General features: G+C 52.5%; 27 protein-coding genes, 1 tRNA gene and 1 pseudogene. 15 read left to right on the plus strand and 14 right to left on the minus strand.

The features are described 5' to 3' along the window. The first annotated feature begins 147 nt into the window (after positions 1–147). Complete coding sequence (locus OOJ60_RS02390; RefSeq protein WP_042288007.1) at positions 148–777, plus strand: TfoX/Sxy family DNA transformation protein; 630 nt, start codon at positions 148–150, stop codon at positions 775–777. On the opposite strand, the gene yccS is transcribed toward OOJ60_RS02390, so the two are convergent. Both yccS and OOJ60_RS02400 read right to left on the minus strand, forming a co-directional pair. Further along, a complete protein-coding gene (gene yccS / locus OOJ60_RS02395; RefSeq protein ID WP_205611870.1) occupies positions 731–2,893 on the minus strand; it encodes a YccS family putative transporter in 2,163 nt (720 codons plus the stop codon). The two genes, OOJ60_RS02390 and yccS, sit on opposite strands and share 47 nt — an antisense overlap. 18 nt (positions 2,894–2,911) lie before the next feature. Beyond that, on the minus strand, positions 2,912–3,358 hold the full coding sequence (locus OOJ60_RS02400; protein ID WP_042288001.1) for a YccF domain-containing protein: 447 nt from the start codon (positions 3,356–3,358) through the stop codon (positions 2,912–2,914). A 123-nt stretch (positions 3,359–3,481) separates the two neighbouring features. Here OOJ60_RS02400 and helD point away from each other — a divergent pair, with 123 nt between their 5' ends. After that, complete coding sequence (gene helD, locus OOJ60_RS02405) at positions 3,482–5,536, plus strand: DNA helicase IV (RefSeq protein ID WP_205611871.1); 2,055 nt, start codon at positions 3,482–3,484, stop codon at positions 5,534–5,536. Between the two features lie 30 nt (positions 5,537–5,566). On the opposite strand, the gene mgsA is transcribed toward helD, so the two are convergent. Together mgsA and csgI are read right to left on the minus strand one after the other, a co-directional pair. Next, positions 5,567–6,025, minus strand: coding sequence for a methylglyoxal synthase (mgsA, locus tag OOJ60_RS02410; RefSeq protein WP_042287996.1), 459 nt, complete (start codon positions 6,023–6,025; stop codon positions 5,567–5,569). A 93-nt stretch (positions 6,026–6,118) separates the two neighbouring features. Then, the gene (csgI, locus tag OOJ60_RS02415; protein WP_205611872.1) at positions 6,119–6,781 is read right to left on the minus strand and encodes a curli synthesis inhibitor; all 663 of its coding nucleotides are present in this window, start codon (positions 6,779–6,781) and stop codon (positions 6,119–6,121) included. 171 nt (positions 6,782–6,952) lie between these two features. On the opposite strand from csgI, the gene OOJ60_RS02420 reads away from it, so the two are divergent. After that, on the plus strand, positions 6,953–7,372 hold the full coding sequence (locus tag OOJ60_RS02420; RefSeq protein ID WP_205611873.1) for a CoA-binding protein: 420 nt from the start codon (positions 6,953–6,955) through the stop codon (positions 7,370–7,372). 40 nt (positions 7,373–7,412) lie between these two features. Here OOJ60_RS02420 and hspQ read toward each other — a convergent pair whose 3' ends face one another. Beyond that, a complete protein-coding gene (gene hspQ / locus OOJ60_RS02425; RefSeq protein ID WP_042287987.1) occupies positions 7,413–7,730 on the minus strand; it encodes a heat shock protein HspQ in 318 nt (105 codons plus the stop codon). Positions 7,731–7,787: 57 nt separating this feature from the next. Further along, the gene (gene rlmI / locus OOJ60_RS02430; RefSeq protein ID WP_042287985.1) at positions 7,788–8,978 is read right to left on the minus strand and encodes a 23S rRNA (cytosine(1962)-C(5))-methyltransferase RlmI; all 1,191 of its coding nucleotides are present in this window, start codon (positions 8,976–8,978) and stop codon (positions 7,788–7,790) included. Positions 8,979–9,072: 94 nt separating this feature from the next. Here rlmI and yccX point away from each other — a divergent pair, with 94 nt between their 5' ends. Further along, positions 9,073–9,354 carry an acylphosphatase gene (gene yccX, locus OOJ60_RS02435; protein ID WP_205611874.1) on the plus strand — a complete coding sequence of 94 codons (282 nt, stop codon included), beginning with the start codon at positions 9,073–9,075 and terminating at the stop codon, positions 9,352–9,354. Here yccX and tusE read toward each other — a convergent pair. Then, entirely contained in the window at positions 9,351–9,680 is a 330-nt protein-coding gene (tusE, locus tag OOJ60_RS02440; protein ID WP_181821550.1) for a sulfurtransferase TusE, read from the minus strand. The genes yccX and tusE overlap by 4 nt on opposite strands. 66 nt (positions 9,681–9,746) lie before the next feature. Beyond that, positions 9,747–10,010, minus strand: a complete 264-nt coding sequence (locus OOJ60_RS02445; protein ID WP_205611875.1) for a helix-turn-helix domain-containing protein — start codon at positions 10,008–10,010, stop codon at positions 9,747–9,749. A 180-nt stretch (positions 10,011–10,190) separates the two neighbouring features. Between OOJ60_RS02445 and OOJ60_RS02450 the strand changes: the two genes are divergently transcribed. After that, positions 10,191–10,517: a hypothetical protein gene (locus tag OOJ60_RS02450; protein ID WP_233470868.1), complete on the plus strand. Its 327-nt coding sequence runs from the start codon at positions 10,191–10,193 to the stop codon at positions 10,515–10,517. Between the two features lie 49 nt (positions 10,518–10,566). Here the strand turns inward: OOJ60_RS02450 and yccA are convergent, their stop codons facing one another. Then, positions 10,567–11,226, minus strand: a complete 660-nt coding sequence (gene yccA, locus OOJ60_RS02455) for an FtsH protease modulator YccA (RefSeq protein WP_012905355.1) — start codon at positions 11,224–11,226, stop codon at positions 10,567–10,569. A 32-nt stretch (positions 11,227–11,258) separates the two neighbouring features. Here yccA and OOJ60_RS02460 point away from each other — a divergent pair, with 32 nt between their 5' ends. Beyond that, positions 11,259–11,489 carry a hypothetical protein gene (locus tag OOJ60_RS02460; protein ID WP_205611876.1) on the plus strand — a complete coding sequence of 77 codons (231 nt, stop codon included), beginning with the start codon at positions 11,259–11,261 and terminating at the stop codon, positions 11,487–11,489. 13 nt (positions 11,490–11,502) lie between these two features. Further along, positions 11,503–11,590, plus strand: a tRNA-Ser gene (locus tag OOJ60_RS02465). A 105-nt stretch (positions 11,591–11,695) separates the two neighbouring features. Here OOJ60_RS02465 and OOJ60_RS02470 read toward each other — a convergent pair. Next, positions 11,696–12,007: pseudogene (locus tag OOJ60_RS02470) on the minus strand (tyrosine-type recombinase/integrase); the annotation flags it as partial. Between the two features lie 226 nt (positions 12,008–12,233). Here OOJ60_RS02470 and OOJ60_RS02475 point away from each other — a divergent pair. From OOJ60_RS02475 to OOJ60_RS02485, 3 genes are all read left to right on the plus strand, one after another. Further along, a complete protein-coding gene (locus tag OOJ60_RS02475; RefSeq protein WP_042287957.1) occupies positions 12,234–12,854 on the plus strand; it encodes a Crp/Fnr family transcriptional regulator in 621 nt (206 codons plus the stop codon). A gap of 86 nt (positions 12,855–12,940) precedes the next feature. Next, the gene (locus OOJ60_RS02480) at positions 12,941–13,855 is read left to right on the plus strand and encodes a hypothetical protein (protein ID WP_205611877.1); all 915 of its coding nucleotides are present in this window, start codon (positions 12,941–12,943) and stop codon (positions 13,853–13,855) included. Between the two features lie 16 nt (positions 13,856–13,871). Beyond that, the gene (locus OOJ60_RS02485; protein ID WP_205611878.1) at positions 13,872–14,369 is read left to right on the plus strand and encodes a GNAT family N-acetyltransferase; all 498 of its coding nucleotides are present in this window, start codon (positions 13,872–13,874) and stop codon (positions 14,367–14,369) included. Between the two features lie 383 nt (positions 14,370–14,752). Here OOJ60_RS02485 and iraM read toward each other — a convergent pair whose 3' ends face one another. Next, complete coding sequence (gene iraM, locus OOJ60_RS02490; RefSeq protein ID WP_205611879.1) at positions 14,753–15,109, minus strand: anti-adapter protein IraM; 357 nt, start codon at positions 15,107–15,109, stop codon at positions 14,753–14,755. 568 nt (positions 15,110–15,677) lie between these two features. On the opposite strand from iraM, the gene OOJ60_RS02495 reads away from it, so the two are divergent. Next, positions 15,678–16,793 carry an AI-2E family transporter gene (locus OOJ60_RS02495; RefSeq protein WP_205611880.1) on the plus strand — a complete coding sequence of 372 codons (1,116 nt, stop codon included), beginning with the start codon at positions 15,678–15,680 and terminating at the stop codon, positions 16,791–16,793. A 38-nt stretch (positions 16,794–16,831) separates the two neighbouring features. Here OOJ60_RS02495 and OOJ60_RS02500 read toward each other — a convergent pair whose 3' ends face one another. From OOJ60_RS02500 to cbpA, 3 genes are all read right to left on the minus strand, one after another. Beyond that, positions 16,832–17,911 (minus strand): 4Fe-4S binding protein, encoded by a 1,080-nt coding sequence (locus OOJ60_RS02500; RefSeq protein WP_205611881.1) that lies wholly within the window; start codon positions 17,909–17,911, stop codon positions 16,832–16,834. A 117-nt stretch (positions 17,912–18,028) separates the two neighbouring features. Further along, on the minus strand, positions 18,029–18,334 hold the full coding sequence (gene cbpM, locus OOJ60_RS02505) for a chaperone modulator CbpM (RefSeq protein WP_042287937.1): 306 nt from the start codon (positions 18,332–18,334) through the stop codon (positions 18,029–18,031). Next, positions 18,334–19,254, minus strand: coding sequence for a curved DNA-binding protein (cbpA, locus tag OOJ60_RS02510; protein WP_199956152.1), 921 nt, complete (start codon positions 19,252–19,254; stop codon positions 18,334–18,336). The genes cbpM and cbpA overlap by 1 nt, the downstream gene beginning before the upstream one ends. A 181-nt stretch (positions 19,255–19,435) precedes the next feature. Between cbpA and OOJ60_RS02515 the strand changes: the two genes are divergently transcribed. Genes OOJ60_RS02515 through OOJ60_RS02530 form a run of 4 tightly spaced genes read left to right on the plus strand, consistent with a single transcriptional unit; the run spans position 19,436 to position 22,849 of the window. Beyond that, on the plus strand, positions 19,436–19,801 hold the full coding sequence (locus OOJ60_RS02515; protein WP_042288212.1) for a hypothetical protein: 366 nt from the start codon (positions 19,436–19,438) through the stop codon (positions 19,799–19,801). A gap of 48 nt (positions 19,802–19,849) precedes the next feature. Next, a complete protein-coding gene (locus OOJ60_RS02520; protein ID WP_205611882.1) occupies positions 19,850–21,730 on the plus strand; it encodes a cytochrome c biogenesis protein CcdA in 1,881 nt (626 codons plus the stop codon). Beyond that, complete coding sequence (locus tag OOJ60_RS02525; RefSeq protein WP_181821539.1) at positions 21,727–22,350, plus strand: DsbA family protein; 624 nt, start codon at positions 21,727–21,729, stop codon at positions 22,348–22,350. The genes OOJ60_RS02520 and OOJ60_RS02525 overlap by 4 nt, the downstream gene beginning before the upstream one ends. After that, entirely contained in the window at positions 22,340–22,849 is a 510-nt protein-coding gene (locus tag OOJ60_RS02530; protein WP_205611883.1) for a protein disulfide oxidoreductase, read from the plus strand. Before OOJ60_RS02525 ends, OOJ60_RS02530 begins: the two co-directional genes overlap by 11 nt. Positions 22,850–22,874: the final 25 nt, after the last annotated feature.

Genomic DNA, 22,874 nt, shown 5'->3' on the forward strand with positions numbered 1-22,874 from the left:
TTTCGGAAACAAACTCGCAATTTTTATTCATCGTTGCGGTAAAAACGAAATACAACTTGCCCCCTGAGAATAAGTTGCCTATTTTCGTCGTTAACGGATCCGTGACGGCAAATCATTTATTTAGTTTATGATTTAAAAGGGAATTTTATGAAAGTACACTCCTATGACAGGATCAATAAATCACAGGAATATTTATCTTCTCTGGGGACTGTCCGTTATCGATCGCTGTTTGGCAGCTACAGCCTGACCATCAACGACACGGTGTTTGCCATGGTCGCCGATGGCGAGCTTTATCTCCGTGCCTGTGAACAAAGCGTACAGTACTGCGTAAAGCACTCACCTGTCTGGCTGACCTTTATGAAGCGCGGACGCCCCGTCATGCTCAATTACTATCAGGTTGATGAAAGTCTCTGGCGCGATCAGCAAAAACTCATCCGCTTGTCGAAATATTCCCTGGATGCGGCGTTGAAAGAAAAACACCTGCGGGGGGCAACGCAACGACTCAAGGATCTGCCAAATATGACCTTTCATCTTGAGAGTCTGCTTAACGAAGCGGGCGTTTATGATGTCAGTACGCTCCGTGTTTTGGGCGCCAAAATGTGCTGGCTTCGGTTAAGACAAATCAACAAGTCGATTACCGACAAAATCCTCTACATTCTGGAAGGGGCAATTTATGGCATTCATGAAGCGGCACTCCCGGCGACGCGTCGCCAGGAGCTTGCGGCGTGGGTTAAGACGCTGACAAAGGAGCCGCTGTTTCCGGTGAAGATTGAGTGATCTGGCGCTGCAATCGGCCAATTTCCGGCAGCAGCGTCACCAGCAATCCTACCTGCTGAACCACCAGAGGCTCTTTGCTGTCCGGACGCGGTTCAAGCTGCTGGATACGGTGTTTGAGTTCGGCCAACGCCAGCTGTACGCGCTGTTCATCAGCCGGGAGATGATGTAAGGCATCATCAACGTAGCACACGGCGTCATCCAGTAATGCCAGCACCTCGGGGTTGGTCAGTTGCTCACGATGCGCCCCCAGCGCGGAAATGTAGCTGGTGAACGTATGGTTGAGGCAGAGTAAACGGAACGCTGCCTCACGCGTTTGGGCGGTTACGTCCGGTTCGCTCGACATATTCGACACCACGGAAGCCAGTTCGGCATCGCGATTATGCGCATCTCGTCGCGCAATGCGATAGGCCAGGCGATTGTCGCGCCCCTGATGATATTGCTCAAGAATCGCGTCAAGATAGCGGCAGTTGGCATCGGTTGCGCGTTGTAATACCCGCGGCAGGTTGCGAAAACGCCAGTCCGGCCAGATAAAGCTGACCGCCGCCCAGGCGATGGCGCAACCGATCAGCGTGTCTATGACCCTCGGCAGCGCGACCTCGAAACCTTCGCCAAGCAGATTAAAGCACAACAGCACCAGCAGGGTAATAAACATCGTGGCGTGGGCGTACTGTACGTTACGGAAGGCAAAAAACAGGACGCCGGTGATGACCAGTAAGATAAGTTGCCCTTCCAGCGAAGGCACAAACCACAGGACAGGAATGCCAATAGCCACCCCGACCAGCGTACCGATAATCCTCAAGGCCAGACGGTGTCGGGTCGCATTATAGTTGGGCTGACAAACGAACAGGCTGGTCAACAGGATCCAGTAGCCATGATGCATACCGGTGACCTGAATAATGGCGTAACCGACGCAGAGCACTAACGACATCCTCACCGCATGGCGGAACAGGGCGGATTCCGGCGTGAAGTTGCGGCTCAGGCGCAACCAGACATCGCTGAGTCCGTGCGGACTGTCATCGGCGAGCTGATTTTCTGTTTCCGCGCGCGGCATGGCCTGCGCCTGCTCTGATTCTATGGTCGCCAGTTGCGCATCAATAGCTCGCAGGTTCGCCAGCAAAAAGCCCAGCGTTTTCAGCAAATCAGCCGACGCGCCGCTGGAGCGCATCCGCTCAAGCGCGGCATCCAGGTGGGTGAAGGCGCGTTCAAAATGCGGGTCGTGCTGATACGGCGTACGCAGCAAAATTGAGCGTGACAACTGCAGGCAGGCCTGGCCCTGCATCGACATCAGACGCTGGAAGCGGAACATGACGTCACTGTGGCGAAAATGCTCACGCAGCGTCTGATACTGAATGTGCGATGAACTCGCGCGTTCGTGGATATCCTGAGCCACGAAGTAATAATGCAAAGTACGGCGCGTTCCCCGCTGGCCGCGATCGCCGCGCAGTCGACTCAGCAGGGAGACTTTAGTCTGGTTCAGCGTCGCCATCAGTTGGCCGTTAGCCAGCGCAAGGTCGTATAACGGCGCCTGGCTTTCATCTTCTATGTCCGGGTCAAACAGTCGCGATTTCAGTTCCAGATAGTGTGCTAACTGCTCGTAGCTACGCGCCAGGTTATCCTGCAGGGGGCGAATGGGAAACAGGAGATGGCCAATGAGCGTCAGCCCGTTGTACCAGATAGCGCCCGCTAGCAGCAGAACGGGCTGCTGATACCAGTCGGCATACAACGACGTTCCCAGCATGGTGTAAATGGCGATCAGGAGCGCGCCAAAGGCAATTGTGGCGTAGCGCTGGCCAAGCCCGCCGAGCAGAATAAACCCGCTGGTCGACAGCGTCAGGCCAATAGCAAACAGCCAGGGATAAGGAAACAGCAGTTCTACTGAAGCGGAAGCAATGAAAAAACAAATTAACGTGATGATCAGATTGCGCAACCGCCCGGCAAGCCGATCGTCGAGATCGGTCAGCGCGGCGGCAACCATCCCCAGAGTCAACGGGATAGTCAGCTTAACATCGCCCAGCCACCAGGGAAGGGCGGTCGTGCCGCACAGGGCGATAAAAATCCGCACGTAATACAGCCAGGTGCTGTTCCAGGTATAACGGCGAAGCAGGGGACTCAACATAACGGCTTTCAGTCCTGATTACTCAAAACGGCGACGCGCGTTGGCTTCACGCGCAGCCTGCGCGGTTTCCACCGAGACAACACGCCGTCCTACCGGCCACAGAGCAATAGCGGCAATTTTAAAGTTTGCGATCCCAACCGGGATACCGATGAGGGTGATGCACTGGGCGATACCGGAAGCGATGTGCATCAGACACAGCCACCAGCCAAAGCAAACCAGCCAGAAAATATTCAACAGCGTCCCGCCGGTATTCATCAGCGCGCTTTTGCCCGCCGGATTCAGTTCATCAACATGAATCGCTTCGTTGCCATAAGGCAGCAGCGACAGTTTCGTAATTTCCCAGCATGAACGAGTCAGGGGCAGAGTGAAGATCAGAACGATACTGACCAGCGTCGCCAGTAACCAGGCCAGCGTTGTCGCAAAACCACCCAACACAAAATTCAAAATATTCAGAACGGTACGCATAAACCCTCGGTTGCTTCTGGTTTTTGGTTATTGTCGGCAATTGTAACGTTTTTTTGGGCTGGAGCACGTATTCTCTGGCGGTTACACTGAGAAGAAATCCTCTTTGTCTGGATCGACTGAGTCATGGAACTGAAAGCAACTTCTTTGGGAAAACGTCTGGCGCAACACCCCTACGATCGGGCGGTGATTCTTAATGCCGGGATAAAAGTGTCGGGCGATCGCCATGAATACCTTATTCCGTTCAATCAGTTAATGGCTATTCACTGTAAGCGCGGTCTGGTGTGGGGTGAACTGGAATTTGTTCTCCCGGATGAAAAAGTGGTGCGTCTACACGGAACCGAATGGGCGGAAACCCAGCGTTTTCACCATCACCTCAATGCCCGCTGGCAGCAGTGGAGCCAGGAGATGAGTGAAGTTGCCGCAGGTGTACTTCAGGAACAGCTTGCCTCTATCGCCGCGCGTACGGGGCAAAACGCCTGGCTAACGCGTGAGCAGACCGCCGGTTTACGACAGCAGATCCTGCGCGCGTTTGCCGCCTTGCCGTTGCCCGTCAGCCGACTTGACGCGTTCGATAACTGTCGCGAGGCGCTGCAGCAGTGCCAGGCATGGCTTAATGATATCGAAGGTTGTCGTCTGCGGCATAACCAGGCTTATACCGAAACGATGCTGAGCGAACATGCGGCGTTCTTTCAGCAGGTGGAATCCTCGCCGTTAAATCCGGCTCAGGCGCGGGCGGTGGTAAATGGCGAACAGTCTCTGCTGGTGCTGGCCGGTGCGGGAAGCGGTAAAACCTCCGTGCTGGTGGCGCGGGCGGGCTGGCTGCTCGCGCGAGGTGACGCGGCCGCTGAGCAAATTCTGCTCTTGGCGTTTGGGCGTAAAGCGGCGCAGGAGATGGATGAGCGTATCCGCGAGCGTCTGCATACCGATGAGATTACCGCACGCACATTTCATGCCCTTGCGCTGCATATTATTCAGCAGGGCAGTAAAAAAGTGCCAACCATCAGCAAACTGGAAAATGACGCCGCGGCGCGAAATACGCTGTTTATCAATACGTGGCGTCAGCAGTGCAGCGAGAAAAAGGCGCAGGCGAAGGGCTGGCGACAGTGGCTGGAAGAGGAAATGCAGTGGACGGTGGCCGAAGGAAACTTCTGGGATGATAAGACGTTACAGCGCCGTCTGGCGCCACGTCTGGATCGCTGGGTCAGCCTGATGCGCATGCACGGCGGCGCTCAGGCGGAAATGATCGCCAGTGTACCCGAGGAGATCCGCGATCTGTTCAGCAAGCGTATCAAATTGATGGCGCCGTTGCTGAAGGCCTGGAAGAGCGCGCTGAAAGCTGAAAACGCGGTTGATTTTTCCGGACTCATCCATCAGGCGATAGTGATTCTGGAGAAAGGGCGCTTCATCAGCCCGTGGAAGCACATACTGGTGGATGAGTTTCAGGATATCTCTCCACAGCGTGCGGCGTTGCTGGCCGCCTTGCGTAAGCAAAACAGCCATACCACCCTGTTTGCCGTCGGCGATGACTGGCAGGCTATTTACCGATTCAGCGGCGCTCAGCTTTCATTAACCACCGCTTTCCATCAAACCTTCGGCGAAGGAGACCGCTGCGATCTAGACACTACGTATCGCTTCAACAACCGGATAGGCGAAGTCGCGAACCGTTTTATCCAGCAGAATCCCCATCAGCTAAACAAACCGTTGAACAGTCTGACAACAGGGGATAAAAAGGCGGTGACGCTGCTGGATGAAACCCAGCTTGACGCGCTGCTGGATAAGCTTTCCGGCTATGCAAAAGCGGATGAACGGATCCTCGTGCTGGCGCGTTATCATCATCTCAGGCCGGAAAGTCTGGAGAAAGCGGCGACCCGCTGGCCGAAGCTGCAGCTTGATTTTATGACTGTCCACGCCAGTAAAGGTCAGCAGGCAGATTACGTTATCGTCGTGGGTTTGCAGGAGGGCAGCGATGGATTTCCGGCTCCGGCGCGGGAATCGATCATGGAAGAAGCGCTGCTGCCGCAGATGGAAGATTTCCCGGATGCCGAGGAGCGACGCCTGTTTTACGTTGCGTTAACGCGCGCACGGCATCGCGTCTGGTTACTTTATAACAAAGAGAATCCGTCACGCTTTGTTGCGGACCTGAAAGCGCTTGATGTGCCGGTCGCCAGAAAGCCCTGACATCAGGCGGCAGTTGCCGCCTCAATCCGTTTACTTCAGACGCTCCGCCAGATAGCGCGGGTAGTCCGGGATCAGGACGTCTATATCGTCATTAAAGTGAGGCGACTGGATGATGAAATCCGCCGTAGCGACGTTCGTGGCGACCGGAATATTCCAGACAGTCGCCAGACGCAGCAGCGCTTTCACGTCCGGATCGTGCGGTACCGCGTTCAACGGATCCCAGAAAAAGATCAGGACATCAATTTTTCCTTCCGAGATCAGCGCGCCAACCTGCTGATCGCCCCCCATTGGGCCGCTCAGCATTGCGTTGACGTCCAGGCCTGTTGCGCGCTGGATCAGGTTCCCGGTCGTGCCGGTGGCATAGAGAACGTGCTTTTCCAGCAGCGGCTGGTGCCGTTCCACCCAGTTCATCAGCATTTGTTTGCAGTGATCGTGAGCGACCAGCGCAATATGTTTGCGCGCCGGTAATGTACGGGTTGTCAGTTCCATATTTTTATTCCGTTGTTGGCTTTGCTACAGAGTACTGGAAGTGACTGACGCTGCAAGAGAAAGAGAAAAAAAATGCCGCACGGCACAACAACCTCATGAAGAGGGTTGTTTTTCTGCCCAGCGTAAAAAACGGCTTCGGGTTTGGGGATCGGCCTGACGAAACCAGTATTTCAGCCGTTGCTCGGTGAGCGTTTGCGACTGCGGCACAGCGGTGTCCAGCTCCGAAACGTCCGAAAGCAACGTGCTGTCGTCCGCCATCATCGTGGCAAACTGGCGCAGCGACGCGGGTTTCGCTGCTTTGTTATAGCGCTCAGTTTCGGCTTCAAAATCAACGATTTTTGTTCGTGTGGTCAGGGAAAGAATATCGAGTTTTACCGGGATAGGCATGGCGTCGCCGTCCAGAAGTTCCAGACGCGGCGCGGCGTCAAAATGGCCCGCGTCGCGTTCGTTTTCCAGACGTGGCAGGTGAAAATTAACCTGACCGACCTGTTGCGTATCAAAGCTCATCACCAGCGGTGGGGAAATATACAGCCGCTCTTCCTGGTTGTTAAACCGCAGGGTTTTCTCAACCCGGAAAACAATCTGATGAGGACCATTGTCCAGTTGAATACTGTCTGCGCCGCGCAGCAGAGAACTGGAGACCTTTTTGCCGTCCAGTACCAGCAGATCGATATCATTTGACAGACGAAGCGTCGTGGCGAGGACGGTTACCGGCAAACATAAGGCGAGTATTACAGTCACGGTGCCGGTTTTCATAAGATCCTCCTGTCCACAAACCGCCGGTAAGAATGTATCAAGATTTTTCGAAAATCATGTTCACTAACATATAGACATATTTTCGACTTTTGCTCTCATACTTGCGTATGGCGCACGTGGTTGGGTTGGCAGGATTGTCGTACACTTGGCTAAACAGCCTGGAGAAAGACGATGAAAGAGAGTGATATTGCTGATATTTTGAACTCTACCCGCACAATTGCGCTGGTGGGGGCAAGCGACAAACCCGACCGTCCCAGCTACCGGGTAATGAAGTATCTCCTCGACAAGGGGTATCACGTCATTCCCGTTTCACCAAAGGTGGCAGGGAGAACGTTACTTGGTCAACAGGGCTACGCGACGCTAGCGGAGGTTCCGGAAAAGGTGGATATGGTCGATGTGTTTCGCAACTCTGAAGCGGCCTGGGGCGTTGCGCAGGAAGCCATCGCGATTGGCGCGAAAACGTTGTGGATGCAACTGGGCGTGATTAACGAGCAGGCCGCGGTGCTGGCGCAAGAGGCCGGGATGAAGGTCGTGATGGATCGTTGCCCGGCCATTGAGATCCCGCGTCTGGGACTGGCAAAGCACGTATAGCATAAGGCCCGATAGCGAAACGCTGTCGGGCCTTACAATCTTAGTTGCGCAGACGAGGCGCCTGCAGTTGCTTGCGGATGGTTTGAGCAAGCTCATCCATGGATGGCTGCTCAGGATGTTCATCCTGCGTCTCGCTGCTTAACTGCGCTTCGGCCAGATAGGTATGCACCGGCTGACCGTCATCATCTTCCATTACCACGTGATACCACGGAGCGGCACGAAGCTCGTCGTTAACCGCCAGCTCATCAGGCGACGGCTCTTCGAGCGAATAGACCGGGTCGATATCCACGACCACTCCGAGATAACCTAACAGGGAATGGCGGACCTGCTGGCCGATACCGAATTTGCTGGCAATCATAGTCACCTCCCGGGAAATCATTACCTTTTATATGAGGGTAACATTCCACTTTTCAAGTTACATGACGCGACAGGCAAACCCTTTCAGATACAGCCCTTCCGGGTAGGTGGCGATCACGGGATGATCGGCGGCCTGACGGAACTGCTCTATAAATTGTACATCACGACCAGCATCTATTGCCGCATCTGCGATGATTTTCTGAAATAAATCCGTGGTCATCAGGCCAGAACAGGAGAAGGTCAGCAGTACGCCACCCGGATTCAGTAACTGAATTGCCAGCATATTGATGTCTTTGTAACCCCGGCAGGCCCCCATCAGTTGGCTTTTATTTTCGACAAACTTCGGTGGATCCATCACGATCACATCAAACTTCTCGCCGCGATCGCGATAGGTTCGCAACAGTTTGAAAACGTCGTCGCGGACAAATTCAGCTTTGCGCAGATCCAGTTTGTTCAGTTCCACGTTTTGCTTTGCAATGTCCAGTGCTTCCTGTGACGTATCGACGCTGATCACCTGACGGCAACCGCCCATCAGTGCAGAAACGGCAAAACCGCCGGTATAAGAGAAACAGTTCAGAACACGCTGATCCTCCACATAGCGCCGCGTCGCCAGTCGGCTGTCGCGCTGGTCCAGGTAATACCCGGTTTTATGGCCGCCCTGAATATCCACCAGCAGTTTCATACCGTGTTCTTCAATCGGCAACAGGGCAGGCGGAAGCTCGCCGGTTACCGGGCCGTGCGTCAGTTCCATTCCCTCTTTTTTACGTACCGCGACATCGCTACGGTCATAAATCGCACATTCCGGGTACAGCGCTTGCAGCGCGCTAATCAATGCGGCACGCTGATATTCAGCGCCAGCGCTCAGTAATTGCAGTACCAGAAATGAGCCAAAGCGGTCGATGGTCACGCCTGGCAAGCCATCGGATTCACCGGCGATCAAACGATAGCTGTCAAGGCCATCTTTTTCGGCCAGCCAGTCGCGCCACTGCTGCGCCTGTTGCAGTCGACGGGTAAAGAAGGCGATATCGACAGATTCAGACGGGTCGAACGTCCAGACGCGCGCGCGGATCTGCGACGCCGGAGAATACGCGCCGCGGGCTAACCATTTACCCTGATGGTCAACAATATCGATGGTTTCGCCGAGGCTGGCTTTACCTTCCATTCGGGCAACGGCACCGGAAAAGACCCACGGATGGCGACGAAGCAAAGATTTTTCGCGCCCTTTGGCTAACACTAAACGTACACTCATAATTTACAATTCTGTCGATTCAAAGAAATGGGCGCCATTGTCCTGAGTTTTTCGTGGATTTGCAACGCGCCCGGGCAAGAGAAGGAGAAGAGCAATGTCGAGAGTCTGCATAATCGCGTGGGTACATGGCCGGGTGCAGGGCGTGGGGTTTCGCTATACCACCCAGCAGGAAGCGCGGCGGCTGGGGGTGACCGGCTATGCGAAAAACATGGACGATGACAGTGTAGAAGTGGTGGCTTGCGGCGAAGCCGAACAGGTTGAAAAACTAATGAGGTGGCTGAAAGACGGCGGTCCACGCTCTGCCCGGGTTGACAGAGTGCTAAGTGAACCGCACCGTTCGCGCGAAGAACTCACCGGATTCAGTATTCGCTATTAAATGCATTTTACCGGTTTGGGCAGGCCGGCGATTTTGGTAGCCTGCTTCGCCGGCCCTTTCGGAAACAGGCGATACAAGTAGCGACTGTTGCCTTTTTCTTCGCCGAATTTATTCGCCATCGCTTTGACCAGCATGCGAATGGCCGGTGAGGTATTAAATTCCAGGTAAAAGTCGCGGACGAAACGCACCACTTCCCAGTGTTCAGGCGAGAGGGTAATGCCTTCGTTTTCAGCAATGACTGTCGCCAGCGGTTCGCTCCACTGGGTGGTGTCTTTCAAATAGCCTTCGCTATCGGTTTCTATTTCGTTGCCTTCAAAAATCAACATAGCAGTCTGTCGTTATCATAAAACAGGTCGCAGTGTAGCAAATATCCGCGCAGCCGATAAGACTGCTCAGATGAGTAATTGCAGCAGATTGCTGGCATTGAGCTTCTTTAGCGCATTGCATTTGTGCGTTGAAACCTGCTTCTCGGACATCTGCGTCGCGCGGGCGACGCGATGGACAGGCAGGCCTTTAATGAGCAGACACAGTACCGTGAGTTCTCTGACGGTTAGGCCAAATTCAGTACGCCAACAGGCTGAACGACGCGGTGCTTTCGTAAGCAGGCAGACAATGTCGCGCATCGCCAGACGATCGTTAAGGATATGGATCTGCAACGTCGTGAAGCGTTGCCGTATCTGGTTAATTAACGATCACGGGCGCCCGTTGGTCATCGCGAAACTGGCGGCGCGCTGGCGACATATTTTTACCCGTCGTGGTCGAGAAGCCATGACGTCATTGCCTGCACAACGGAGTTTAATTTCACCCGCAACCAGGGCAAAGAGAGTGAAGTCAGGGTGAACGCGGTTGCACAGTTTTATTTTCATCGTGACGGTACGGGGCTTACCACCTATAAAGGTGCGGCGAAGGCTGGTGGACGTGACATGATTATCGATCGCGACATGAATTTTACCTGGACGCCGAGAGAGGATAATAACGTCATTGTACTGACCTATACGAAGACCTGGCGGCGGCACAATGATGACACGCCGGACGCGCAGTGGGGAAGTTTCGCGCACGCCGACGCGCGTTATTATCTGACCATTGCGGAAGTGGCGCCTTCAGTCTGGTTAATCCAGGATCGCCTCTATCCGACATACCTCTGTCGCGGGAATCAGGCATAAAAAAACGGAGAATGCGCAAGCATTCTCCGTTCGTGTTTATACCCTCAGCTTAGTCGCGGCTGGCGAAACCCAGAATACTGAGCAGGCTGACAAAGATATTGTACAGCGAAACGTAGAGGCTAACCGTCGCACGAATATAGTTGGTCTCACCACCACGGATGATATTACTGGTTTCGAACAGAATGGCGCCTGAAGAAATCAGGATAAATACCGCGCTAATCGCCAGATGCAGCGCTGGCAGTTGCAGGAAGATATTTGCAACCATACCGATCAGCACCACCACAATACCTGCCATCAGCATACCGCCGAGGAAGGACATATCTTTGCGCGTAGTCAGTACGTAGGCTGAACAGCAGAAGAACACCAGTGCGGTGCCGCCCAGCGCCATGCCGATCACATCACCCATCCCCGCGGAAAGGTAAGCGTTCAGAATCGGGCCAAGGATATAGCCAAGGAAGCCGGTAAAGGCAAACGCGGAGATAATACCACTTGGCTTGTTCGCGGTTTTATACGTCAGGAACATCAGACCATACATACCGACCAGCGTCAGAATCAGACCCGGAGAAGGTAGCATCAATACGGTACTGGCTGTCGCTGTGATCGCAGAAAACGCCAGCGTCAGGCTCAGCAGAAAATAGGTATTGCGCAACACTTTATGGGTGCTGAGTAGCGATGTACGGTCATGTGAAGAACTAACAATACGATCCATGAGTCACTCTCTTATGATGACAGATGTAATTAATGACAGAAGATAATGAAATCCCAGGCGATGACATAGCGGTTTTACCCATCTTTACTCATTTGATCTTCATCAGGTTTCACGGTCATAAAGCGCCTGCACGCTCAAAGGCTGAAGATTGTGCTGTTAAAATGGTCAATGTGTTGTTATTTCAGTCGATTAACAGCATTTTGACTGTTTTTCAGGCAAACAAACACATTCGGGCTTTACACGGCGCACCGGGATGTTTATAGTGCGCCTCATTCCGGAAGTGTGGCCGAGCGGTTGAAGGCACCGGTCTTGAAAACCGGCGACCCGAAAGGGTTCCAGAGTTCGAATCTCTGCGCTTCCGCCAGATTAAACAAGGGGTTACCGAAAGGTAGCCCCTTTGTTTTTCAGGGCGAACAATAAAAAAAGAATATTCTCGAAGAATATCCCACTCCTCCATTTGCATAAACATTCACTTTTCCTCAATAACCGGACGATTCAGCGTCGGGTTAATTTGTACCTTCCTGTCGTAGATGAGCACCTGGCTTTCTGTTTTGTGACCGCTGAAAAGCTGCTTATCCCTGTTGCTACCCTCAAAATCTGAAATAGCTTCTGCCTTAATAACATGAAACGTGTAATCCACTTCACGGCCCAGTTCGCTTTGTACTGCACGTACAGCCTTAAGCCAGCGGTAATTAAATATCTTGCGGATGAACTGACCACGATCGTTGTTGAAAAGCACCAGCGCGTCAGGTGACAGTCTCGGGCATTCTTTCTGTGCCGTTATTCAAATCAATTTTGCGCCAGCCAACAGATTTTTGGCCGGGCTGAATATGTCTGGGTACGTGAGGTGGGCGAAAGCGATAAACCGCACACTCTGGAAAAGCTTAGTGTTGGAAGAAGAAAAAAGTTAAAGTACGAATAAAATATTGGTTGCCTGAAGTTAATTTAGGCGTTTTCTCTACAACAATATTTATGGTAATAGTTTTGAATAACAAGAGGAGAGTGCAATGTTCTTTTATGATATTATACCTAACCGTATGAAAGAGAAGCTGGAAACTAAAATATATAATCCCAATGAAACAATATTATTTGCAGAGCGGGAGAATAACTACATTTATTTCCTGATGGAGGGCACAGCTGAGGCGTATATTCAAAGTCCTCACGGAACATTTGCTACTCTGCATTTGTATGAAAAAGGAAGCTTTTTCGGTGAAATAGAACCATTCTACGATGGAAGGAAACCCGTTGAAATTACAGCCATTACATCATGTATTGCCAAACGTCTTTATAAAACAGACTTTCTGTCATGGTTACAATCTGATTTTGAAGCTACTAAATTTTTAATTAAAGAATTAGCAAATAAATTGATAATAAACGCTGAATTGGTAGAACATATACTAAGCCTTACCGTGAAAGAAAGACTTTTGAGAAGTATTCTGATGCATTATCGACGAGACACTTTGCAAAATCTCACAAAAGCAAATTTATCAAAGGAAATTAACACCCCCATTCGGAGTTTGAATAGGGCTATCAGCACTTGTGAGAACGAGGGGATAATTTCATATAGTAACAACACGTTTTTGATTAAGGATATGACACAACTCCAAAAAAGTGTGCCATATTTATAATGTCGGGTCAATTGACCTTGATAGGATTTCCCACTTTTACTATGCTGAAAAACACTTTTACTATGCTGTAAAAAAGAGAGATTTTCATGGACAAAATTTGCAAGAGAATATTAGAAAAAATAGAAGTACAGGACATTTTCGACAGAATATGTTCTTTGAATACAGCAGACTTCAATTCTCTTTTATTGAAACTTTTTTTACTAAGTACAGCGAAATCCTCACCACAAAAAGTCCTGCATGTTTTCAGGGAAAATCGCTTTGTTGCTCCCGGCAGCTTTGATCCGATTAAATTGCACCAGTTGGAGCTTGAACTATTATCAATGACATCAAAAGCCGGAATTACAAACAAACTGTTGTCCCCGGTTGCACCGATTGGCAGTTGTAGTGTGTTTGGCTGTGTAAACCAAAACAATGTATTAAGTGCGGTACGGAATGTTGAGGTGCTTTCCGACCCGTCTAATATTCTGGCAATCATGCTTTCCAATGATATATTGAACAACCAAATTGACCATACCCGCTGTACACATTATGCGACGACGTCACGCGTAGTCAGAGGTCAGAAGTGGGAAGGCGAAAATTTATATGCACATTTTGGGATTTTTTGCATTGTATCCGCCGCAAAGGATAAGGGCTCTTATCTGTGCGAAAAGGAGCTGTTAAAGCACCATCTTCAATTCTATGATCATTTAGTACAGACAAGATACCATCGTAAAATGACGATTGTGCTAAGACGGCGAACTGGGTATACAGCCTATGAGGACTTTTTTGAAGAAATGTACTCTGCTGTAAAAGAGATGTTTCCTGATACTCCTGTTTCTGTTGATCTAAAAAGTGAGAACAACAACTACTACAAAGGAATCAACTTTAAGATTTATGTACAAAAAGATAACGAGCAAATTGAGATCGGCGATGGTGGTTTTGTTGATTGGATTAGCAAAATGACCGGGAGTAAAAAGAATCGGTGTTTAATAAGTGGTCTTGGTTTGGAAAGGTTGTTATAGCTTTAGGAGAAAATTTATGGAATTAAAAGAATGGTCTTTAGACTATGTTCACGACCTGGTACATCATGCAAATAACCGGAACATTGCCCGAAATTTGAGAAATATCTTTCCCTACCCCTATACGGAAGAAGATGCTGTGCGCTTTATTAAATTTTGCCAAACGCAAGATTTAAAGAAAACTCGCAACCTTGCAATCGTCATTGACGGTCAAGCGGTGGGCGGTATCGGTATTACAGTAGGATGTGATATGTATGAGAAAAGCGCAGAACTTGGATACTGGCTTGGAGAAGATCACTGGGGAAAAGGGATCATGACAAAAGCTGTAAAACAGATGGTGCAGCTTTCATTCCAGAATCGCAATATCATCCGATTATATGCGACCGTCTTTTCTCATAATTTGGGATCATGCAGGCTTCTTGAAAAAAACGGTTTTGAATTAGAGGGCGTGTTAAAAAAGGCAGCATATAAGAACGGTAACCTCTATGACAGCAAACTATATGCTTTGTTGCGGTGACCCTGGTCCAAAATCAGTGCAATGCTAAATCAGAGATCTTCGTCTTTTTGGATACTTCGGATAAATTCAGCCGGAGTTACTCTCCGGCTATACCGGGTCGTATGTTATGTCACGACAGGCTTCGTCTGCCTGGTAGGCAAGATGCTCTTCACAGGTTTGAGCTTGTGCAAGCGTCCACACACAGGAAACCTCCAGTCGTCAGAATGGAAGTACAGGGTAAACTGGTCGGCGATAAAAAACGCGTCACCTTTTGCGTCGCGGGCGAATAGGCATCGCAACCCGTCTATCGAGTGGACTCCGCGCTGTGCCCCATCCCGGAAGCGATGCTTGCTCGTTATACCTAACAGACGCGCGCGTAAGCACATCCTTGTTGAAAGAGTCCTTCAGGACACCAATGAATGTTGTGGGCGTTTTTTACCGTAAGGGCAAACTTTGAGTGCGCATTTGAAGGGGGTAAGGCAGAGTTCATCGTCGTCGCGACTGCTTTCCGGACATTTAATTTTCTCTTTCATTTCGCGCCAGACAGAAAGTTTAAGCGTCGTGATATTGTAGACTTTTAGTGGATGATATTCTCCATCAATTTTTATGCCTTCTGCAAAAGGTTCAATTGTTGATCCGGCTGGAATAATGACATCTCCCTCATACCAAATTACCAGTTTGAGCATTTTTAGGCTGACGATGCTGGAAAACGCAATACCAGTATTAGGGCATGCAATTGTGTCAATTACTGTCCACTTCACACTTAACTCCTTTAAGTTACGCACTTCTTGATATCATTTGAAATAGGCTGGTGTAGGCTTGTTTCTAAAAGTAAACAACGTTTCACTATGTTTCAAGGTGATGTAAGTCCTTGAAAAACGATCGTTTTTGTTATCTCTTTTTATTTTTCTTTTTAATTCAGCAGGTAAGCGGTAAAAATCTTATTGAAAGCTATACATAACTTTACGTTACTAATTAAAATGCGATCATTTTTTGATCAAATAAAGCGAAGCGGTAAGCTGCAAAATAGAAATGCCGACAGTAATATTTTGTTGGTTCTGATTTACCTCGCCTCAGATGATTCTGGCAAGAAAAATATCGGCGAGAACTATTGGCTATAAAATATTAACACCTAAAATTATGACAGATTGGGTGGTTTTGCCAGAGGGAGAGTAATAATTATGCCTGTTCTGGCTCTTGAGTGGCCATTTCCGCAACGCACGATGGAAAGGGGCGCCTTTGTTGCCGCATTTTTCCTGCTCTCCGGGATTGTAAAATTCCCAATCAGACCTATAGTCCAAAGAGTTGTTTTGTTTACAGGACTGACTAATGCGTTTTAACGGACTGACAAAAGGATTTTTCCTTTTCCTGCTGGTTATGGTGACATGGGCGTTCTTCGATGTTTTGTCACCGTACTTCTCCGCTATCCTTTGGGCTGCGATCCTTACGGTTATTTTTTATCCCATAAAGAACAAATTGCGCGTCGCGCTGGGAGAACGCAATGGTCTGGCGTCACTGCTGACGCTGGGGATTATCTGTCTGATCGTCTTCATTCCGCTGACACTCATCCTCTCCTCGCTGGCCTTCGAACTGAACGTCGTTTACGTCAAGCTACAGAATAATAACGCCCAGTTTCCGGAGGTGATCGCGAGTTTATTTGCCCATATGCCTGACTGGGCGCGAACGTTTCTTGCCGATCACAATCTCGACAGCGCTGCGGAAATCCAACAAAAACTCTCTGAGGTGGCCCTGAAAGGGGGCCAGTATCTGGCAGGTAGCGCGTTTCTGATTGGCAAAGGAACCTTTGGCTTTGCCATCAGTTTCGGCGTAATGCTGTATCTGCTGTTCTTCCTGCTAAAAGACGGGCCTTTTCTGGTGCGTCAGATCCTCGATTCGCTTCCCCTGTCAGACTTTGTGAAGCAGCATCTGTTTGCGAAATTTGCCGGCGTTTCCCGCGCGACGGTAAAAGGTACGGTTGTGGTGGCGATAGTGCAGGGGACGCTGGGCGGGATTGCGTTTTATATTGCCGGAATCGAAGGCAGTATTTTATGGGGCGCGCTGATGGCGTTCCTGTCGCTTATTCCGGCGGTAGGCTCTGCTATTGTCTGGGTGCCTGCGGCCATTTATCTGTTTGCGACGCAGCAGCTGTGGCAGGGCTTTTTTATCGTCGGTTTCTTTATGGTGATTGTCGGTCTGGTGGATAACATTCTGCGACCGATTCTGGTCGGCAAAGACACGAAGATGCCGGACTACCTGATCCTGATCACCACGCTGGGCGGCATGGAAATCTACGGCATTAACGGCTTTGTGATTGGTCCGTTGGTCGCCGCGTTGTTTATCGCCTGCTGGAACATTCTTTCCGGGCGCGATCATGAAGGCAACGCGGAAGAACTGGATAAAGATTTTATCGAGGATGGTATCGCCGACGACCAGAAGCCGGAATAAATCTTTCGTGCCGGATGACGTCCTCATCCGGCTCGGATTTAATGCCCAATGGCGCCTGCCTGCGGAATCAGGCGAAAATAGAGATGTTCTGGCACCGGGCTTTCCCACACGCCTGCCAGCATCGCGAACGCCACGCTGGCGAACATAATCCCTAACACCAGCAGCGTCATCGTCACCCCGGACAGCGCGCCGTGCCGTTTCCCTGTCTCTCCACCAGGCGTGCGCAGAGAAAAACTCAGGGTCTGGGCGACCGGGCAGGACTCCACGCAGGTCATACAGCCCGTACATTCCACGGTGCGCACCTGGATCAGCTTATCTACCGGAATACGCGACGGGCAGTTTTTCGCGCATTTACCACAGTCAATACAGCGACGGGCATTACGGCGGATTTTGAACGGTGAAAGCAGAGATAACAGCCCCAGCAATGCGCCGTAAGGACACAGATAGCGACACCAGGCGTGACGAATAAATAAGCTCAGGACCACCAGCAGCGCGACGCTGAGGAGCGTTATCGTGCCGATATGGCGAAAGAAATCGAGCATTTTGACATCGATAATAATGCCGTAGGCGGACATCAGAAAATACTGTATACCCTGCGCAGGCATCGACAACGAAATAGAGAGAAAAAAGACCAGCAAAAGATACTTTAGTCCCCGCAAGGGAATATCCAGAAACCGGGGAAGACTGAAATGACGGCCAAAGAGCCGTTTCCCAAGATTGGCGATAAGTTCCGACAGCGTACCGACAGGACACAGCCACGAACAGAAAGATTTTTTCAGCAGCAGGCTGGTTAGCATAAAGGCCACCAGTAACAGCATGGCGGCAGCATGAATTGGCGGCAGAAATCCGGTTTCCAGCGTGTAGCGCAGATTCATCAGACCGGCGATAGGTAGCCAGCCTTCAATTCCGCCAGGGCGGGGCAGATACAGGCTGGCTCCGCCGGTTTCGTAATAGCGCACCCAGTAATAAAAGGTCACGCCAATATACCCATTGATCCCCAACATCAGAAACTGCGTCGCTTTACGCCAACTGGTGGCGTTGCGCCAGTCATGCCAGGGGAGTTTACCGCCTGTCGTTCCCGGACGGCGCTGCCAGCGCGTTCGTTTCTTATCGCTCATGGCCCACTGCTTCCCGTAAAGTGGTATTTTAGATGCCACTATCCTACGGTGATCCGACAGCGTCAGCGTTGATTTATATCATTGCTGGAGAAAAGGGCAGCTTTCGCCGCCCGGAATTTATGGATGGGCAATAAAGCGCGAAAGCCGCTGGCGCAGCAGGCGATTTTCCTGGCGCAAACGCGTATTGTCTTCCAGTAGAGTAAGGGCAACGGCGATACCCGGCCAGTCCAGCGCCAGTTCCTGACGCAGCCGGAGTGCGCGCTGCACCACCGCTGCGGCGCGATCGTCAAACTGCCAGCCGGGAGCGGTATCGTCATACGGTTCAATCACACCCAACCCGACCAGCTCATTCAGTTCCTCTTCCGTGACGCCGGTATGCAGACAAAATTCAGTAACCGTGAAGGTGATGGTGACATTAGCCATTATGCTTTCCCCCAGTCTTTGCGCGGATCAAACCCCGACTGCGCCTCCGCCAACTGCTGCCACAGCGCGCGTGCGCGTTCGTCAGGTTTCGGCGGCATCACAATTTTGATGACCACGTATAAATCACCGGTCTGTTTTTTGCTTACCAGGCCTTTGCCTTTAATGCGCAAGCGCTGCCCGGACTGGCTGCCGGGGGGAACGGTCACCAGAATGCTCTCTTTCAGCGTAGGCACCGCAATTTTCGCACCCAGCGCGGCTTCCCATGGCGCCAGTGGCACCACGATCTCCAGATCCTGATTCACTATGTCAAACAGCGGATGGGGCGCGATATGAATCACCAGCCACAGGTCGCCGTTCGGCCCGCCGTTTTCGCCCGGGGTTCCCTGGCCTTTTAAGCGGATCCGCTGACCGTTGCCCACACCCGCCGGGATTTTTACGTTCAGCGTTTTAGGCATTTCGCGCTCTACCATGCCAAACGCGTTATATACCGGCAGGTTATAGCTGATGGTGCGGTTATGTTCCGCCAGCGTTTCTTCAAGAAAGACCGCAACGTCGATTTCGATATCATGGCCGCGGCTGGCGTGACGCTGACGCGTATGCCGCGCTTGCTGACCAAAAATGGAGGAAAAAATATCGTCAAAATCTTCGGCGTTGTAGCGCGGGTTTTCGCCCTGCTGAAACTGACGGTTAAACTGCGGGTCGTTACGGTGCTGCCACAGCTGATCGTATTCAGCGCGGCGCTGCTCGTCGCTCAACACTTCCCACGCCTCGGCAATTTCTTTAAAGCGGGCCTCGGCGTCGGTTTCTTTGCTGACATCAGGATGGTACTTGCGGGCCAGTCGGCGGTAAGCGGTCTTGATCGTCTTGAGATCGTCCGTCGGCTTCACGCCCATGATGGCGTAATAATCCTTTAATTCCATAGCGTTCTCTCGGGTTAATCAATACAGGCTGAAGGGATCCCTGAAAAGGTGTCACCGTTAAGTGTAGGGTAATCCTCCCGTCGCCGTATGCCAACCTCATGACCCACATAACTTTACAGCCCAACAGTTGCTTATTCCCCGACAGTGGCTAAGATAACTCGCGTCAATGAGTGAGGGTGTAATGGCGAAACGTCAACGGATGGGATGGTGGTTTCTCTGCCTGGCATGTGTCGTGGTAATAGTTTGTACCGCGCAGCGCATGGCGGGCCTGCATGCGTTGCAGATGGACACGGCCACGGCGACGACGGTCGTTTCTGCGCCCTCGTCGGCACCGGATGACGCAACGCCCGTCACGCCGTGTGAGCTCAGTGCAAAATCGTTGCTTGCCGCGCCGCCGGTGGTTTTCGAAGGCGCGATACTGGCGTTTTGTCTACTCCTTGCCCTGCTAACCCCGCGACGGACGGTGCGTTTACCGTTCTTTCCGCAACGCGTTATTTCTCCGCCCGGACTACGGGTCCATCTCCGATTCTGCGTCTTCCGTGAATGACAGACCGGCTGTGCTGCACAGTTAGTTAATCATTCATGGAGAAAAATTATGATTCTTGCATTCAGGCAGGCGCTGATCTGTCTGTTATTCCTCTGGCTGCCCGTATCCTGGGCGGCAGAGAGCGGCTGGTTGCGTTCCCCGCAGAACGATCATGCCAGCGTACGGGTTCGTGCGGACACCACTGCGCAGGGTGAAACGCGCCTGCTCATAGACGTCAAGCTGGAAGACGGCTGGAAAACCTACTGGCGTTCGCCCGGCGAAGGCGGCATTGCGCCGTCCATCGCGTGGAAAGAGAACTCGCCAGCCGTCAACTGGTTCTGGCCGACGCCCGCGCGTTTTGACGTTGCCGGTATCACCACCCAGGGCTATCACCAGCGCGTCACGTTTCCGTTGCGCGTTCAGGGGAAAGCGCCCGCCACGCTTGCTGGCGTGCTGACGCTTTCTACCTGTAGCAACGTGTGTCTGCTCACCGATTATCCCTTTTCCGTCACGCCATCTTCCCGGGATGCTGGCTTTGCCCACGATTACGCTCAGGCGATGGGGCGCATTCCGCTGGCGCAAGGGCTGACGGATACGCTTCAGGCCGACGCGCGTCCCGGCGAACTGATCGTGACGGCGCAGCGGAGCGCAGGCTGGACGGATCCCGCGTTGTTTCTCGATAGCGTCGGGGAGGTGGATTTTGGCAAACCGCATATTCGTGTTGACGGTGACACGATGCGGGCGACGGTTCCGGTTCACGACAGTTGGGGAGAAGGCGCGCCCGATCTGCGCGGCCAACCGTTGACGCTGGTGCTGGCGGATAACGAGGTTGCGCAGGAGAGTGAACTTACGCCTGGCGATGCGCCCGCCGCGGTCGGCGGCGGGTTACCGCTCTGGCAGGTCGTGCTGATGGCGCTGGCGGGCGGTTTGATCCTGAATCTTATGCCCTGCGTGCTGCCGGTACTGGCTATGAAGCTGGGTTCGGTATTGCTGGTGGAAGATAAAAGTCGCCGGCAGGTCCGTCGCCAGTTCCTTGCTTCGGTGGTTGGCATACTGGCGTCGTTCATGGCGCTGGCGCTGTTAATGACCATTCTGCGCCTGAGCAACCAGGCACTGGGGTGGGGAATACAGTTCCAGAACCCGTGGTTTATCGGCGTGATGATGCTGGTCATGTTAGCCTTCAGCGCCAGCCTGTTTGGCCTGTTCACCTTTCGCTTGCCTGCCTCCCTGACGACAAAACTGGCGACCCAGGGCGGCAACGGCCTGGCCGGGCATTTCTGGCAAGGCGCTTTCGCCACGCTGTTGGCGACACCTTGCAGCGCGCCGTTCCTCGGCACCGCAGTGGCGGTGGCGCTGACCGCCTCGTTACCGACGCTGTGGGGGCTTTTCCTCGCGCTTGGCGTGGGGATGAGCCTGCCGTGGCTGCTGGTGGCGATGCGGCCCGGTCTGGCGCAGCGTCTGCCGCGTCCGGGGCGCTGGATGAATGGGCTGCGTCGACTGCTCGGTCTGATGATGCTGGGGTCGGCAATCTGGCTGGCAACGCTGCTGCTGCCGCATCTGGGCTTCTCATCGACGCCCGCAGAAGAAGAGCGCGTTAACTGGCAACCACTGAGCGAGCAGGCCATTACCGATGCGCTCGCGCAGCATAAGCGCGTGTTTATCGACGTCACCGCCGAGTGGTGTATTACCTGCAAGGTCAATAAATACAATGTTCTCACAACGCCGTCCGTGCAGGAGGCGCTGGGGCAACCGGATGTGGTTGCGCTGCGGGGAGACTGGACGTTGCCGTCTGATGAGATCACCGCCTTTCTCAACGCACGCGGTCAGGTCGCCGTGCCGTATAACCAAATCTATGGCCCCGGCCTGCCTCAAGGGCAGACGCTGCCAACCCTTTTAACCCGCGACAACCTGCTGAAAACGCTGGCAGAAGCGAAAGGAGAGACGCCATGAACTATCTGTTAATACTTTTTTTGTCGCTATTCAGCGCTGTCAGTGTGGCGAAAGAAGCGGCGCCGTTTACGCCTGAACAGGAAAGGCAAATTGAAGCGTTGATTGATGAGGCGCTGTTTAACGATCCGGGCAGTCCGCGCATTGGCGCAAAACAGGCGAAGCTGACGCTGGTGAATTTTACCGACTACAACTGTCCCTACTGCAAACAGCTTGACCCGTTGCTGGAAAAAATCGTAAAGACCTATCCCGACGTGGCGGTGATCGTGAAACCGCTGCCGTTTAAAGGTGAAAGCTCGGTGCTGGCGGCGCGTACTGCGCTGACGACGTGGCGTGAGCATCCGGAACAGTTTCCGGCGTTGCATGAAAAGTTGATGCAGAAGCGGGGGTATCATACCGACGCCAGCATCCGTCAGGCGCAAGCGAAGTCGGGGGCGAGTCCGGTCACGCTGGAGGTAAAAAGTCAGGAGACGCTGAGCACTAACCTGCAACTGGCGCGGTTGATTGGCGTACAAGGGACGCCAGCGACAATCATTGGCGATGAGCTGATCCCGGGGGCGGTCTCCTGGGAGGTGCTGAACGAGGTGGTCAAAGAGAAACTGGCGGTGGCGCATGGTCAGTAAACTGCGACGCTGGTTGCGGGAGGGGATTATCCTGCTGGTGCTGCTGGCTGGCGGCACGTTACTGCTTGACGCCTGGCGCGCTCCGCAGGCCCCGCCGTCTTTTGACAGTATGCCGCTGAGGACGCTGGATGGCGAAAGCGTCACCCTGGCCGCACTGAGCGAGGAGCAGCCGCTGCTGGTGTATTTCTGGGCAAGCTGGTGCGGCGTTTGTCGTTTTACAACCCCCTATGTCGCGCGGCTTCAGGCTGAAGGAAAGAATGTGCTCACGGTGGCACTCCGCTCTGGCGACGACCCGCTGGTCGCCCGGTGGCTGGCGCGCAAAGGGGTCTCATTTCCGGTCGTCAACGATGCTAACGGCACGCTTTCCACCCGCTGGGCGGTTAGCGTGACGCCGACGCTGGTGGTGCTGTCGAAAGGGCAGGTTGTCTCGACCACCAGCGGCTGGACCAGCTACTGGGGAATGAAATTACGCCTGTGGTGGGCGGGAATGGGTTCGTAGACGTACCCGGGGAAGGGGCAAATAT

Source organism: Citrobacter sp. R4, assembly GCF_026719175.1.
In the GTDB taxonomy this organism is placed as follows: domain Bacteria; phylum Pseudomonadota; class Gammaproteobacteria; order Enterobacterales; family Enterobacteriaceae; genus Citrobacter_A; species Citrobacter_A sedlakii.